The 13,875-nt window shown below is 41.6% G+C and carries 13 protein-coding genes; 8 read left to right on the top strand and 5 right to left on the bottom strand.

The genetic code is table 11. The features are described from left to right. Positions 1–71: 71 nt before the first annotated feature. Genes MTTB_RS03250 through MTTB_RS03240 form a run of 3 tightly spaced genes read left to right on the top strand, consistent with a single transcriptional unit; the run spans position 72 to position 3,675 of the window. On the top strand, positions 72–548 hold the full coding sequence (locus MTTB_RS03250; RefSeq protein WP_248565078.1) for an RNA-binding protein: 477 nt from the start codon (positions 72–74) through the stop codon (positions 546–548). Continuing rightward, positions 530–1,237 (top strand): 2-amino-5-formylamino-6-ribosylaminopyrimidin-4(3H)-one 5'-monophosphate deformylase, encoded by a 708-nt coding sequence (gene arfB / locus MTTB_RS03245; RefSeq protein ID WP_248565077.1) that lies wholly within the window; start codon positions 530–532, stop codon positions 1,235–1,237. The genes MTTB_RS03250 and arfB overlap by 19 nt, the downstream gene beginning before the upstream one ends. Positions 1,238–1,257: 20 nt before the next feature. Next, entirely contained in the window at positions 1,258–3,675 is a 2,418-nt protein-coding gene (locus MTTB_RS03240; RefSeq protein ID WP_248565076.1) for a ribonucleotide-diphosphate reductase subunit alpha, read from the top strand. Here MTTB_RS03240 and MTTB_RS03235 read toward each other — a convergent pair. The 4 genes from MTTB_RS03235 to MTTB_RS03220 all read right to left on the bottom strand — a co-directional run bounded on the left by MTTB_RS03235 (position 3,672) and on the right by MTTB_RS03220 (position 9,988). Beyond that, the gene (locus MTTB_RS03235) at positions 3,672–4,955 is read right to left on the bottom strand and encodes a glycosyltransferase family protein (protein ID WP_248565075.1); all 1,284 of its coding nucleotides are present in this window, start codon (positions 4,953–4,955) and stop codon (positions 3,672–3,674) included. The two genes, MTTB_RS03240 and MTTB_RS03235, sit on opposite strands and share 4 nt — an antisense overlap. A 296-nt stretch (positions 4,956–5,251) precedes the next feature. Then, the gene (locus MTTB_RS03230) at positions 5,252–7,750 is read right to left on the bottom strand and encodes a DEAD/DEAH box helicase (RefSeq protein ID WP_248565074.1); all 2,499 of its coding nucleotides are present in this window, start codon (positions 7,748–7,750) and stop codon (positions 5,252–5,254) included. After that, positions 7,734–9,389 carry an AMP-binding protein gene (locus tag MTTB_RS03225; protein ID WP_248565073.1) on the bottom strand — a complete coding sequence of 552 codons (1,656 nt, stop codon included), beginning with the start codon at positions 9,387–9,389 and terminating at the stop codon, positions 7,734–7,736. Before MTTB_RS03225 ends, MTTB_RS03230 begins: the two co-directional genes overlap by 17 nt. 26 nt (positions 9,390–9,415) lie before the next feature. Continuing rightward, positions 9,416–9,988 carry a helix-turn-helix domain-containing protein gene (locus MTTB_RS03220; RefSeq protein ID WP_248565260.1) on the bottom strand — a complete coding sequence of 191 codons (573 nt, stop codon included), beginning with the start codon at positions 9,986–9,988 and terminating at the stop codon, positions 9,416–9,418. Between the two features lie 199 nt (positions 9,989–10,187). Here MTTB_RS03220 and MTTB_RS03215 point away from each other — a divergent pair, with 199 nt between their 5' ends. The 5 genes from MTTB_RS03215 to MTTB_RS03200 all read left to right on the top strand — a co-directional run bounded on the left by MTTB_RS03215 (position 10,188) and on the right by MTTB_RS03200 (position 12,407). Then, positions 10,188–10,778, top strand: a complete 591-nt coding sequence (locus MTTB_RS03215; protein ID WP_248565072.1) for a DJ-1/PfpI family protein — start codon at positions 10,188–10,190, stop codon at positions 10,776–10,778. A 9-nt stretch (positions 10,779–10,787) separates the two neighbouring features. Then, on the top strand, positions 10,788–11,297 hold the full coding sequence (locus MTTB_RS03210) for a thermonuclease family protein (protein ID WP_248565071.1): 510 nt from the start codon (positions 10,788–10,790) through the stop codon (positions 11,295–11,297). A gap of 102 nt (positions 11,298–11,399) precedes the next feature. Continuing rightward, entirely contained in the window at positions 11,400–11,561 is a 162-nt protein-coding gene (locus MTTB_RS08440; protein WP_428343371.1) for a helix-turn-helix domain-containing protein, read from the top strand. Between the two features lie 38 nt (positions 11,562–11,599). Beyond that, positions 11,600–11,860 (top strand): transposase, encoded by a 261-nt coding sequence (locus tag MTTB_RS03205; RefSeq protein WP_248565070.1) that lies wholly within the window; start codon positions 11,600–11,602, stop codon positions 11,858–11,860. Positions 11,861–12,053: 193 nt separating this feature from the next. Beyond that, positions 12,054–12,407: a hypothetical protein gene (locus MTTB_RS03200; RefSeq protein ID WP_248565069.1), complete on the top strand. Its 354-nt coding sequence runs from the start codon at positions 12,054–12,056 to the stop codon at positions 12,405–12,407. 504 nt (positions 12,408–12,911) lie between these two features. On the opposite strand, the gene mch is transcribed toward MTTB_RS03200, so the two are convergent. Next, positions 12,912–13,874: a methenyltetrahydromethanopterin cyclohydrolase gene (gene mch / locus MTTB_RS03195; protein ID WP_248565068.1), complete on the bottom strand. Its 963-nt coding sequence runs from the start codon at positions 13,872–13,874 to the stop codon at positions 12,912–12,914. Between the last annotated feature and the right edge of the window lies 1 nt (position 13,875).

The following is a 13,875-nucleotide window of genomic DNA, read 5'->3' as shown; positions in this document are numbered from 1 at the left end:
TGAGTGTTTGGCTCTGCTTATAATAAAGGGTAAATATTTCCTCTTATCAATTACTCAATTGGTGAGGTCCTTTGAAGGTGAAGAGAAGATATCATTTGAAAAAAAGGGAAGTTAAAAGGATAAAAGAGGGGTTAGCTGACTATTCTGGTCTAATCCCGGAAAAGGCGATAATAGAATTCCTTGAAGTAGAACCTTATCCCCTAGTATTAGTTGATGGTGAACCGTTAGTCATGTTAGTCAATAAAAGACCTTTTCCCACCCTCAAGGGGGCTCTCAAAACTAGTATAAAATCTAATCGTGTTGTGGTTGATATGGGGGCTGTTAAATTCCTTGTAAAGGGTGCTGATGTTATGAGTCCTGGTATAGTTGATGCCGACCCTAGGATAGAAAAAGGAGACCTGGTGATAGTGGTAGATGAAAAATATAAAAAGCCCATAACAATAGGAATAAGTTTAATAGATGGCCCTTCCATGGTCAGAAACAGAAAAGGGAAAGCAATAAAGAACATACATTATATTGGAGATAAAATATGGAACCTAGAAGTATAAGATTAAATTATGATTCGGGTAATATTATATCACCTGCCATTCATGGGATAGGAATACTCGCTCTGGGTTCGCACCTTGAAAATCATGGCCCGGCACTCCCCATAGACACTGACGCTAAAATCGCCTCATATCTTGCCCTCGAGGCAAGTAATAGGACGGGGGCGAAATTCTTGGGTATAGTCTATGGAGCGACAGAACACCCCTATATAAAACATGGAATACACATAAAACCTGTAGAACTTATAGACAGACACTTAAAACCGATCCTAGAATGTGCAAGAAAGTCCCTGAAGATCCGAAAGGCCCTTATAGTGAATGGGCATGGGGGTAACACAAGAATAAAGAAATATCTGCCCAGGATCGCGGAGGAAACCGGGGTAGAGATAAAATTAAACAATAAGATAGTTGAGATAGAAGGTCCACACGCCGGCTCCGGTGAAGTTTCAATAGGCTTGATCCTAGGAATAGCAGACCCCAAGAGACTCCGAGAATGTGAAAACATTGAAGAATATCCTGAGATAGGGATGATAGGCTTAAAAGAAGCCCGTGAACGTGACAAGAAGATAGATGAAGGTGCAAGACAGTTAGAAAATGAGGGTGTTTATGCAGATCCGATACTTGGAAGGTCGCTGCTAGAAGAAGCCCTAAAGGATATTATAAAAGACATAAAATTATTATTAGATGGTTGAACCCGCTAGTGGTGCCCCCTATGAGATTAACCCAAAATGCCTTGAAAGTCCTTAAGGAAAGGTACCTACTCAAAGACGAAAAGGGTAAAATAGTAGAAACCCCTGAGGAAATGTTCGGGAGAGTTGCCATTGCAGTTGCACAGGCAGAGGAAAAGTATGGTGGCGACACTGAAACTACTGCAAAGAAATTCTATGAGATAATGAGGAGACTGGAATTCCTCCCAAATTCACCGACCCTAATGAATGCTGGCACGCCAATAAACCAATTATCTGCATGCTTTGTCATACCAATAGAAGATTCGATGGACAGCATATTCGACGCGCTTAAATATATGGCTCTCATCCACAAATCAGGTGGGGGGGTTGGCTTCTCATTCTCCCATCTCAGACCTAAAGGTGATATTGTAGGCTCAACCATGGGAGTTGCCTCGGGTCCGGTATCGTTCATGAGAATATTTGACGTTGCAACGGAAGTTATAAAACAGGGTGGTAGGAGAAGAGGGGCCAACATGGGCATATTAGATGTTAACCATCCAGACATCATCGAATTTATAGAAGCAAAAAAAGAAGAGGGCGCATTCAGCAACTTTAACCTCTCGGTGATGGTGACTGATAGTTTCATGGATGGAATAGAATCTAATATGGAATATGAACTCATAAATCCGCGTACAGGAGAAGTTACGGGTTCAGTGCCAACCAGGGAGATATTTAATCGAATGGTTAAAATGGCATGGAAAAGGGGCGACCCGGGGATACTATTCAAGGACACGATAAACAGGGCAAACCCCACCCCAGCCCTGGGTAGTATAGAAGCCACAAACCCTTGTGTCAGCCCAGAAACATGGGTAATGACGTCAAATGGTCCAAGACAAGTCAAAGAATTAATAGGAAAAACCTGTAAGATAATATTAAATAGTAGAGGCTGGAAATCATATGGTGGATTCTTCCCAACCGGCATAAGACGATTATATAGGCTGGAAACAGTCGAAGGCTTCCACTTACGCCTCACAGCAGATCATAGGATCCTCAGATTATCCTCTAATGGAGAAGTTGAATGGAGAAGATTATCAGAACTGAAAATAGGGGATAAAATAATCCTAAATGATCACAAAAGCATAGAATGGGATGGTGAATTCACAGAAGATGACGGTTACCTCACCGGCCTTGCAATCAATAATGAAAACTTAAAGATCACTGATGAAATGGAGAAAGCCTCCTCAAGATTCTACAGGGGATTATCCAAAGGCCTTCTCGACTCCAAATCGAATAGGATACTATTTGAGGGAGATCTTAAAACCGCAAGGACCCTGCAAAGGATGCTCCTAAGAGCGGGGATATACACAAAGATACATGAAGATACAAGCGAATACCGGCTAGAAATGGTTAAACCCCAAGGCGCCTTTGCAACTGTCAAGGACATAATACCAGATACTATAGAGACAGTCTATGACATCCAAGTGCCTGGTATAAATGCCTTTGACGCCAACGGATTCTATGTCCACAATTGTGGGGAACAACCACTGCTACCATATGAATCATGCAACCTTGGATCAATAAACCTCAAACTCATGGCAGAGAATGGTAAAATAAACTGGGAAAAATTATCAAGAACAGTTAAGATAGCGATTCATTTCCTTGATAATGTAATCGATGTTAACACTTACCCTATCAAAAAGATCGAAGAAACTACAAAAAAGACCCGTAAGATAGGGCTTGGTGTTATGGGATTCGCCGACATGCTAATAAAATTGGGCATACCCTACAATTCCAAATCCGCCCTCCAGGTAGCGGATAGGATAATGTCCCATATAAAAGTTGAAGCCCAAAGGGCCTCAATGGAACTGACACTTGAAAGGGGTTCATTCCCAGCGTTCAAAGATAGTAGATGGTATCATGAAGGTTTTGAGTGTATGAGAAACGCCACACTCACAACCATAGCCCCAACAGGTTCACTTAGTATAATAGCAGGTGTTACAAGTAGCATAGAACCCATATTCGCCGTGTCATTCATAAGAGAGGTTATTGACAGAAAACTCGTAGATGTAAACCCACTCTTTGAGGCGGAGGCGAAAAAAAGAGGATTCTATGATAGAGAACTCATGGAAAGAATCGCTAGGGAAGGATCAATTAGGATGATCAAGGGCATCCCAGCCGATATAAAACGCCTTTTTGTAACAGCCCATGAAATAGATCCGATCTTCCATGTGAAAATCCAGGCCGTATTCCAGAAACATGTGGACAATGCCGTTTCAAAGACGGTGAACCTCCCACCAAGTGCAAAACCAAAGGACGTGGAGAAGATCTTCAAAGCAGCCTATAAACTTGGATGCAAGGGTATAACAGTCTACCGTTACGGGAGTAAAAAGAGAGAAGTTCTAAAGTTCCCAGAATCTATCGAATATGCTGGCACATGCCGTGACATGACCTGTCCAAACTAGACCAGCCTATAAACTACAAACTCCCCATTCTCATAGACCTTCTCTAGATAATCATAGTCCAGGTCGCTTAAATTGACCATGCTAGGATTATAGTATAGCAGATTCCTAGAGGAGATAAATGGAGCGTCATCATACATTTTCAACCTTTTATCATATACAAGATAGCCTATATTCTCCCTGTAAAGTTCATCCTTCCCTGGGATTCCCTGGAAATCTTCCAATAGAGGATTGATAGATTGGCCTGAATATGCCATGACAAAAACCCCGGTATAATAATTTGAAAATGATGCGACCTTGTCAGCCTCTAATCCCTTAAACCATTCGGCGAGCTCCACCTCCCCTCCCGTGGGTGGTGCAATAGAAACCCTACCATAAACTGTTAAAGCGCCAAAATCGGCAATCTTTGAATTTGAAAAATTCTCAGCAGCCTGGAAAAGAGAAAACGAAAGAACTAAAATTAAAAGGATGCGGGCAACATTCCCATCCATCCTACCAAGGGTTCTGAAGGTAAATTCCAAACCAGAACCTGCAAGTATAGATAACGGTAAGAGGATATAAATGAGAACTCTATAAGAGATGACATTAATCCCAAAGTAATAAGCTTTTGAGAGAATAAACATTGAAAGGATCCATGATATGATAAAAAGATCCTTTAACTTTATAGGCGGGGAAGCCCCCCAAGGGGATGAGAACCCGAAAAGTTTATATGACATACCAAACCTCCTATAAGCCCGGGCCAATCCTATAATAGCGAAGCCACAGACAAAATAGCCCAGGGCCTTCGGATAATTCAAAATGCTAGTCCCTACTGAACTTGGAAGGGATGTTGCAACTCCTCCAGGGGCTCCAAGACTCTTAATATATAAGGAGGGCAACCACCAACTACTGCCGATGAAAAAGGCGAACCCTACACAGACGAAATAGGCAAAACAAAAGTCAATATTCCTCTTGAAGGCTACCAGTAATGTGAATGTTATGAATGTGATTGAAATGAAAAGGCAAAGGGTAGCTGCTGGGTGTATAAGTGCGATAATCCCCATTAGAGTTCCTGAGGCGCATGCAAACTTTAACTTGGAAGTCTTAATGGACTTATAATAAAAATAGATGCTAACTGGTAAAAATATCAATGCCATATTCTCTGGTAATGGTAAAATTATCCTCGTAGCTATAAAAGCCGAGATTAAAAGAATCCCAGCGAAAACCCCGACAAGCCTATTATAGAAGCGGGCGCCTATTATAGTAACTGATAAGACTATAAAGGCCGCGAGGAATGGTTGCATGAATCTCGCAATCTCAAATGGGCTCAGAGCCAATGTCGAGGAGAAAAAAGCCAAGAAAATGTGGAAGAGTGGGGGATAGTTGATAAGCCTGCCCTCAGGTGCATTATAGATGGGGTCGAAGAATGTGAAACCATGAGTCATATAAATCTTTGTAAGGTGGATATGATAAAAAATGTCCCAACCAAGTGGTCACTTAAATTTTAGGGTTGTCCAAAGGCAGATTATGAAGATAAAAAATGAAGGGATAATATAAGTCAGTTTATTTTTATCCATGAGATGATACCACCCAAAAAGTTTTATTGTGGAATTTTTTCACCTGTTTCAATCGCCTGTAATATCCTGGAAGATTCTTTCACTTTATCATGTTTTTTGGATGCTGATGCTATCCTCTTTATACTTTCGAGTATTCTTAGTATTGAGTCGAGCCAGTTGAATATATCACCAGAGTATGCTTGGATTTGGTATTTTTTAAGGAGTAGCCTGCTTATGTCAGCGGGGTCTTTCCCTCTTAGTCTCATTTTAACAATATATTCTGAAAGTTTGTCTTGTATGCAATCACAGAATGGTCTTTCTTTACATTCACAGGATAGGAAGTCAATTTGGATATTGAGGAGGGCCTCTTGGAATTTTTCATCTAGTTTTATGATGTTGTCGCCATTGGAGATTATGTCTAATGTTGAATCTGCGAATAGTTTATTTGAAAATTTAACCTTTAACCTGTGGGTTAATTGGTTGTGTAAGCGATTTGAAAGGTAAGCATTCTCAAAGGGTTCCATGGAAAGGGTTATTGTAAGGGGATCCATATCATCCAGGTTTTCTCTTATATAATCGGCTTCTTCACATTTTAAGAAAGATTTGGAGACCGCCATCCCGTAGTCTGTAACCTCTAATCTTCCATCAGCTTCCATTATGAGATCATATGATTCCAGAATTTCCAGGGCCTCTTCTGGGCTGATAGGCCATCTTGGGTCCTTTTCAAGATCTTTGATGTTTTTAATAGCCCCTGAACTTATATCAGCTAATAATTGTTCCATGGCATCCTCTTTGGTGTAATGGGCGTTAACGGGATCTAGGCCCGTCTCGAGTAATTCTATGGCCTTTGATTCTTCAGTTTCCCCATCAAATGACATTCCCACTTCTGGTAGTAGGTATACTATGCCCCTGTCATGGTATAAGGGTCTTCCGGCTCTTCCAAGCATTTGGGAGAACTCGTTGGGGGTTATCCACCTGTTACCCATGAGTAGTGTTTCAAATATTACTTGTGATGCTGGGAAGTCAACACCTGCTGCTAGTGCGGCTGTTGTGACTACCGCTGCTAATTGTTGGGATGCGAATTTTTCTTCGATTTTTCTTCTTTGCCGGTAGGGTAACCCTGCATGGTATGCTTCTGCCTTGATCCCTCTTCTTTGGAGGTAATCTGCGATTAGTCTTGTCTTTCTCCTGGAATTTGTGAAGATTATGGTCTGACCATGGAATCCTTTCTTTGAAATGTTTTTAAATTCTCTGGTGGTTAATCTTGTGATGAGATCTTTTTTTTCTTCTTCGTTTCTTGGGAATGTGAGGTGTCTCTCTAATGGGACGGGTCTTTTATCATATTCAATTAATTTTAGATTGAATGTTGATGCTATCTCTTCTGGGTTGTCGATGGTGGCTGATAATGCGATGATTTGGGTTTTTGGGAATATCCTCTTTAACCTTGATATCATACCATTTAATCTTGGACCTCTATCCTCATCATCTAGTGTGTGTATTTCATCGATGACCACGGTACCGGGCTCTTTTAGTATATTAGCTTTGTCAGATCTTAGTATGAAGTCTATACCCTCGTATGTGCCCACGATTATATCAGCGCCTTTGATGTCGGTGTCTGGTATTACGAGTTCTCCCTTGGCCTTCACCCTGTTCATTCCAACTTTTATGGCTGTTTTAAGGCCTATCTTGGAGTATTTGGATTTGAAGTCGTGGTATTTTTGGTTTGCGAGGGCTACTAGGGGTGTTAGAAATAGGAACCTTTTACCCCTTAGGGCTTTGGGTATTCCTGCCAGTTCTCCTATTAGGGTTTTTCCACTTGCGGTGGCTGATACTATTAGTAGGTTTTCGTCTTCTAGGAGGCCTTCTTCTATTGCGAGTCTTTGCACGGGTAAAAGTTGCCTGTTACCATGCTTTTTTAATATGGATTTAAATTTGGGGGGTATTTGTAGTTCGTCTACAGAAATTGGGTTTTTTTCGTCCTCTGATGATATTATCTTATCATATAATGTTAGGTTGGGCTCGTTTAGGGGGTCGAAGCGGGGTTCGAAAACCTTTAGGACTTTTTCCAGGTCCTGTGTCCTCTGGAGGAGTCTTTTGAAGTTTTTGAATGTTTTCTTGTCCATCCTATTATATTTGATTTCTCTTTTTATCACTTCATCGGCGCATTGTTTGCATATCCACTGGTTATGGTATTTGAATCCTCTTTTGATGATTGTAACGTACCCTTCAAGGAGGCAATGGTGGCATATCCTGGCATAACGGTTTTTAATATTGAGGGATTTTAGGAATTCTTCTATTTCTTCGTCTTTCCCTGGGAGGAATATTAGCTGTTTTCTGAGAAGTTTTATAGCCTCTGCTGGGGGTGTTGGTTTTTCTTTTTTTCCCTTTTTTATGATGAAGCGTTTTATCCTGGGCCCCTTGGCTGTTTTTGTTAGGCGAATGTAACCTTGGAATAATGGTCTTCTGCGAGAATTTAAAGCTCCTTTGGCTTTTCCTATGGGTAGTAATTCGACTATCCTTTTTTTCCTATTTAATATTATCATTTTCTCTCTTCTTTAGTAGTTTGATTGCCATTTCTCGTAATTTGAATTTTTGAACTTTGCCACTGGCTGTTAATGGGAACTCATCCACGAAGAAAACGTGTTTTGGCACCTTGTAACGGGCTATCCTCTCTATAGCGTAATCTCTAACATCCTCCTCTTTTATGTCGGCGTTTTCCTCTTTTATGACGAAGGCTCCGACGATCTCACCATATTTTTCATCTGGTATTCCCACCACTTGAACGTCTTTGATCCCTGGCATGGTGTGTAGGAACTCTTCGATCTCCCTTGGGTAAATGTTTTCACCGCCTCTTATGATCATGTCCTTGATACGTCCAACAATAGAATAATAGCCGTCTTCGTCCATGACGGCTAAATCGCCACTGTGCAGCCAACCATCCTCATCTATGACTTCCTTTGTCATCTCAGGCATCTTATAATAGCCTTTCATCACATTGTATCCTCTGCAACATATTTCACCTATCTGTCCTGGTCCAACTTCTTCGCCTGTTTCAGGATCCACTAATTTGACTTCGATGTGTGGGAGTGGTTTCCCAACGGTTTCAACCCTCTTTTCTATGGGATCATCCACGCTGCTTTGTGTAATACCTGGGGATGCTTCTGTAAGCCCATAGACTATGGTAATCTCCTTCATGTGCATGTCATTGATAACACGTTTCATGGCCTCGATGGGGCAGGGGGATCCTGCCATGATCCCTGTTCTGAGGGAAGAAAGATCGAACATGTCGAACATTGGATGTGTGAATTCTGCTATGAACATTGTGGGGACGCCGTAAAGTGCTGTGCATTTTTCTTTTTCAACTGCAGCCAATACTAGTAGTGGATCAAATTCTTCTAGGATTACGAGGGTCCCGGCATGGGTTAAGATGGCGAGTACGCCGAGCACTATCCCAAAGCAATGGAAGAGCGGCACTGGGAGGCATAGTCTGTCCTCTTCTGTGAATTTTTGCCTTTCACCAATATAGTAGCCGTTGTTGAGGATGTTGCGGTGTGTTAGCATCACGCCCTTTGGGAATCCTGTTGTACCGGAGGTATATTGCATATTTATAACATCGTTGTTGTTGAGGGTTTTTTTCACTTCTTCGAGTTCACTATCTGGGATGTGTTTGCCGAGTAGCATCAATTCATGTATGTTATACATTCCACGATGCTTGGCGGCCCCGATATAGATGACACTTTTAAGATGGGGGAATTTCCTACTTTTAAGGTTGCCCCTTTCATGACTTTTAAGTTCGGGTACGAGCTGGTAGATGGTCCTTATATAATCAACGTCGCGGAAGCCGTCTATGATGGCTATAGCTTTCATATCAGATTGTTTCATCACATATTCTAGTTCATGGCTCTTGTAGGCTGTGTTTATTGTGACGAGCACGACTCCTATCTTTGCCGTGGCGAAGAGGAAGGTTAACCAGTCAGGCACGTTAGTCGCCCAAATACCTAGATGGTCACCTTTTTTGAGGCCTATGGCTAAAAGCCCCTTCGCTAATAGGTTAACTCTTTCATTGAATTCATTATAGGTGAATCTCAGATCTCGATCAGGGTAGACTATAAATTCCTTGTTGGGGTACTTTTGTACTTGTTTTTCTAGGAATTCGCCGATTGTATCTTCTGTGAAAACCATAGGATCCGTCCCCTCCATCTTCTCTGTTAGAATGGTGTGTAGACTACTGCTAGTATCTTTGCTGGTTTATTGTCTTTTGTATGTAGATGATGGGGGACTATGGAATCATAGTAGATGCTGTCCCCTTCTTTGAGGTGATATTTTTCCTTACCATATAATATTTCGATTTCTCCTTCGAGTACGTATATGAATTCTTCGCCTTCATGTGATGAGAGTTTGAATTTATCCTTGTGTGCTTCAACTTGGACTATGAATGGTTCCATGTGCCTGTCAACTTTCCCGGCTGCGAGTGAATAAAAGTCAAGGTGGCTTTCACTGGTCTCATCCTCTTGACCAGAAAAGTGTATGATTTTCCCGGCTTTTCCCTCCCTTACGATAACTGGCCCCTCTTCTATTGTATCATCTAATAGTGTTCCTAGTCTGACCCCGAGGGATCTTGAGATTTTGATGAGGGGGGCGAGTGATGGTATGATCTCACCCTCTTCTATATCCTTTATAAGATCCTCTTTAACCCCACTATTCTTGGAAAGTTCTTTAAGGCTTATCTCTTTGTCCTTTCTAAGCTTTTTTATCTTTTCACCAATGGTGGTTTTGGCTATCACATGATCACCTGGAGAAGTCTGTTATAAAAATCGTTTGTATTATATTTTACCAGAGTATCATAAAAAAGATTAACCCATAATCTCCCATGCATAAAAAAATGAGTATAATTATCATCCAAGAGTTTTATGACCTTCAAATTTATCAATCAGAAGATAAAAAACAATATAATAATCGTTTGTGTGTGTGGGGGTTTTGATGCGGAAGGTATACTTTATAATACTTGTCGCGGTCTTTGCGGTCCTGGCCATTCTAGCATTTCACATGACCAGTGAGAAACCCTTAACTGATAAGCGCGTTGCTATTATAATATTTGACAGGTACAATCCCATAGAATTAGAGGCTGCCAATAAGATAAGCGGAAATTGTACTATCATAGCCGCTGACAGGATAAACAGAGATTATGACATTTACATAGGAGATATGAACCCAAAGGATATTGGCCAATATGATGCTCTAATACTCATTGGTGGAAGCGGAGTATATGATAGGGTGACAGGGAAAATAGATGATCCAAACATGGAAAGGGTCATTGAAATCGTTAAGGAAGCCAATAGGCAGGGTAAGATTATAGGTGCAATCTGCGCAGCCCCGGCAATACTAGCAAAAGCAGGGATACTTAATGGTAAAGAAGCCACAATATACCCCGGCCTTGAATATATATTAAATGAAAATGGGGCTAAATATGTGAAGAGGGATGTTGTGGTCTCTGGGAATATAATAACTGCTAAGAATCCTAATGTGGCTGATGAATTCGCAAAGACAATAGCCGAAAGACTCGGAGAATAGTGGTCTATAATGGCATCCAAAAAGGACAATAATATACTAGCCGCGCTAATTGGAGTATGTTGCCTTGGGATTCTAATATTGGTCATTATCGGGAGCCTGTTACCCGATTCAACAGATACTGAGGAGAACATCACCTTTAACGTTGATGAGAATGAAACCACCCCACCTGCTAATAATAGTGAACAGAACACATATGAGACGAGTGGCTACTGTTATCATGTAGTGGATGGTGATACAATAGATGTTGAAGGCGTTGGACGCATACGCCTCGTTGGCGTTAACACTCCGGAACGTGGACAGCCGGGATACCAAGAAGCAAAGGATTTTGTAGAGGAAATGTGCCTAGGTAAAACAGTCTACCTAGACATTGATGATGCTGAAAATTATGACAAATATGGTCGAGTACTTGCTGTAGTCTACGTGGATGGTATGAACTTAAACAGAGAATTGCTCAGAAGAGGATATGCCGAGATAATGTACATACCACCCTCAGAATTCGACCCATACACTTGGATCTAACTTTCTCGATGGGAACTCCCCGTACGGGGATGAAAACCGAAAAAACATTTATAGTGATACATGGGTTGCATGTGATATGCTTTCCAGTATCACTATATTTATGTGTGTGGGGAGCAAAGAGTGCTCGGCTGCAAATTTCGTCTTTACCCGTCTAAAACAGTTGAAGCTAAACTACTCCAGGATCTTGACCTTTGCAGGTGGCTCTACAACCGCCCACTCCAAGAAAAAGGCCAGGGCAGAAGGGCGGGAACTAACTTTTTATGATACGCAAAAACTTGGTAGTCAGGGTAGATTCCTCCAACATGCTCGCTTACAAAGCTGAAAACGCTGGTAAACGAGCAGTGAAAGTAAACCCAAAGGGCACAAGCAAAGGACTAACCCCCAATAACCCATACCAAGACCCACATATCCGCCACCAGAATACTCGACTCGGGGCTGGGACAGCCCCCAAGCCCGCGAAAAACCCCCTACTCAGCATCCCCTGCTTCGGTCGTGGTTGCTGGGCAAGTTTCATCATTGAAACAGGAAATCCCTCCCATCATGGAGGGGTAGTTCACCAATAGGATCTACCACTGACTGCTAATAAAATCCCACCATTAAATGGGAGTGGGGCCACACTAGGAAAAGTATAATAACATCCTACATAAAAATAAAATTGAAGATGGGGGGGTACTTCTAAGAATGATTTTATCATCCCTAGAAATCCCTCCTAGAATGAGCGTCATGCTCACAAAAAAATATTAGAGGGGGTAGAAGATGGATACAAAGTTTTTGATTTCTATCTTTGCTGTGATGGTGCTTTTAACTTCCTGTTTTGGATGCATTCAATGGCCATTTTATCCACCAGCGAATAATACTACTACAAATCCGCCATTAGTTATCAAAACTGATGGTGGAGACTCAGGAAGGTCCTCAGGAGCCCAGGAGTGTCCAAACTGTGGATATTACCCATGGTATGTGGGTACAAGATGTCCATGGTGTGGATATGGAGACGATGATGGCCTATTAGTCTGTCCAAACTGTGGAGGATATACCTACCATGCCACTGGTACTGCTGGCTATAGGGATCCATACGGCTACTGTTCAAATTGTGGATACACCATATACTAGTAAGGAGGAAGATAATGCTATAATTTTTTGGGGGGTTTTGCAAAAGAGTTTGGAGTTGGATTTCCGGAGTTCAATTGAAGAATATCCAAAAGAATTGTCACCACACAATTTAAAATCTTTTCAAACACTGGTATAACAAAGAAGAGCCAAAACTACAAAGGATAATGTGGTTCGGCTATTGAAATAATATAAGCGATTTCATTGCACTAGAACATAACTGGTCAGGTATTGTTTAAGCAATAGAATCGGAAAAGCTCAAAAAAATCTAAGCAAAAAATCAACAACCGGAAATTTCGACACGCCCCCCCACTATGCTCTTTTTCAGACAAAAAATTTTTGCTCACATATACAATTTTTGCAAAAAATATATAGTAGCGTCTTGAATGTTTGCTCTGAATATTATAAAAAATTAGCTCCCAAAAGATGGGAGGTAATGGCGGCATAAACCGCCAGAAAGGATCACCTATCAGGGCAGACAAATCTCATATGCGAGTATGGGCTGGTTTACAAGTTGAAGGATTTTATGAGCAGTTCTTCGTTGACGAAACCTGCCCTGAATACTTCGCCTGTGCGAAGATCGTTGATGAAAACCTCGGCTGGGGCGAACATCCCCTTATCTATCTTATAGAAGTCATAGTCGGCCTCCTTGAATATTTCATAGAATGGTCTGCCATAGTCTTTGGAGGCTGATGATGGGAGATTCTCTGTAAGGGATTTTAGGTCGTCGCCCTCATCTGATTCGATATAATAGTATGTCCGGCCCCCGAATAGTACTGCATCATTTGTTTTACCCATTGCCTTTAGTCCGTCTGGGTCTACTGGTGCTATTGGTGCTATCCCAGCAGCATATTTCACTTTTTTAACATCGAAATCTAGGGCTTCCAGCATCTTATAGGTGCCGTTTTCAACGACTCTGCCAGAAATTTGTATTGAACCTACAATTGATGCTGTTGGGGCTACCAGGGCATAAACATTCTCGGTTGGGACCCCACATTCTTCTGCTATATTCTCTGTAACATCCTCGCTTGGGAGTTTGTCGCTTTCGAGGGCTATTATCGCAATTTCGGCATCATCTTCGTAATCTATTTCTTCGTATGTTTCACTTGGCTTCTTTGATAATGCGCGGGCCGGTCCTGAGCCTAGTGCGAAGAATTCTCCAACGTTTACGGCCCATCCCGCTTTCTGGGATCCTAGTGTTGAGATGGCTGGGGAGTCTGTTTTCACTTTTACGGATGGTAGGGCTAATCTTTTGGAGAGGTCTGCTGGTATTGATATGCCCACGTCTGCAAGCCCTCCAAGACAGACTTTGGTGTAGAGTTCACCGGCTTTTATACTCCCTTCCACGTTCACTCCACAGTCCAGGACTGTTGAACCATTATCCAGTCTTTGCACTTTTATTTTAAGATCGTCCGCTTTTGATATCATCTCATCTAGGATTTTTTTAGCTTTTAAATTTACACTTACCATA

Origin of the sequence: Methanothermobacter tenebrarum (genome assembly GCF_023167465.1) — an archaeon.
GTDB lineage: Archaea > Methanobacteriota > Methanobacteria > Methanobacteriales > DSM-23052 > Methanothermobacter_A > Methanothermobacter_A tenebrarum.
This window is presented reverse-complemented; position numbering and strand designations above follow the sequence as displayed.

Bases quoted from the DNA above. Each gene is read 5' to 3' on its own strand.
- MTTB_RS03235 (WP_248565075.1), bottom strand. From the start codon at position 4,955: ATGCAACCATTCCTCGCGGCCTTTATAGTCTTATCAGTTACTATAATA.
- MTTB_RS03205 (WP_248565070.1), top strand. From the start codon at position 11,600: ATGCTCGCTTACAAAGCTGAAAACGCTGGTAAACGAGCAGTGAAAGTA.
- arfB (WP_248565077.1), top strand. From the start codon at position 530: ATGGAACCTAGAAGTATAAGATTAAATTATGATTCGGGTAATATTATA.
- MTTB_RS03215 (WP_248565072.1), top strand. From the start codon at position 10,188: ATGCGGAAGGTATACTTTATAATACTTGTCGCGGTCTTTGCGGTCCTG.
- MTTB_RS03200 (WP_248565069.1), top strand. From the start codon at position 12,054: ATGGATACAAAGTTTTTGATTTCTATCTTTGCTGTGATGGTGCTTTTA.
- mch (WP_248565068.1), bottom strand. From the start codon at position 13,874: ATGGTAAGTGTAAATTTAAAAGCTAAAAAAATCCTAGATGAGATGATA.
- MTTB_RS03230 (WP_248565074.1), bottom strand. From the start codon at position 7,750: ATGATAATATTAAATAGGAAAAAAAGGATAGTCGAATTACTACCCATA.
- MTTB_RS03225 (WP_248565073.1), bottom strand. From the start codon at position 9,389: ATGGTTTTCACAGAAGATACAATCGGCGAATTCCTAGAAAAACAAGTA.
- MTTB_RS03210 (WP_248565071.1), top strand. From the start codon at position 10,788: ATGGCATCCAAAAAGGACAATAATATACTAGCCGCGCTAATTGGAGTA.
- MTTB_RS03240 (WP_248565076.1), top strand. From the start codon at position 1,258: ATGAGATTAACCCAAAATGCCTTGAAAGTCCTTAAGGAAAGGTACCTA.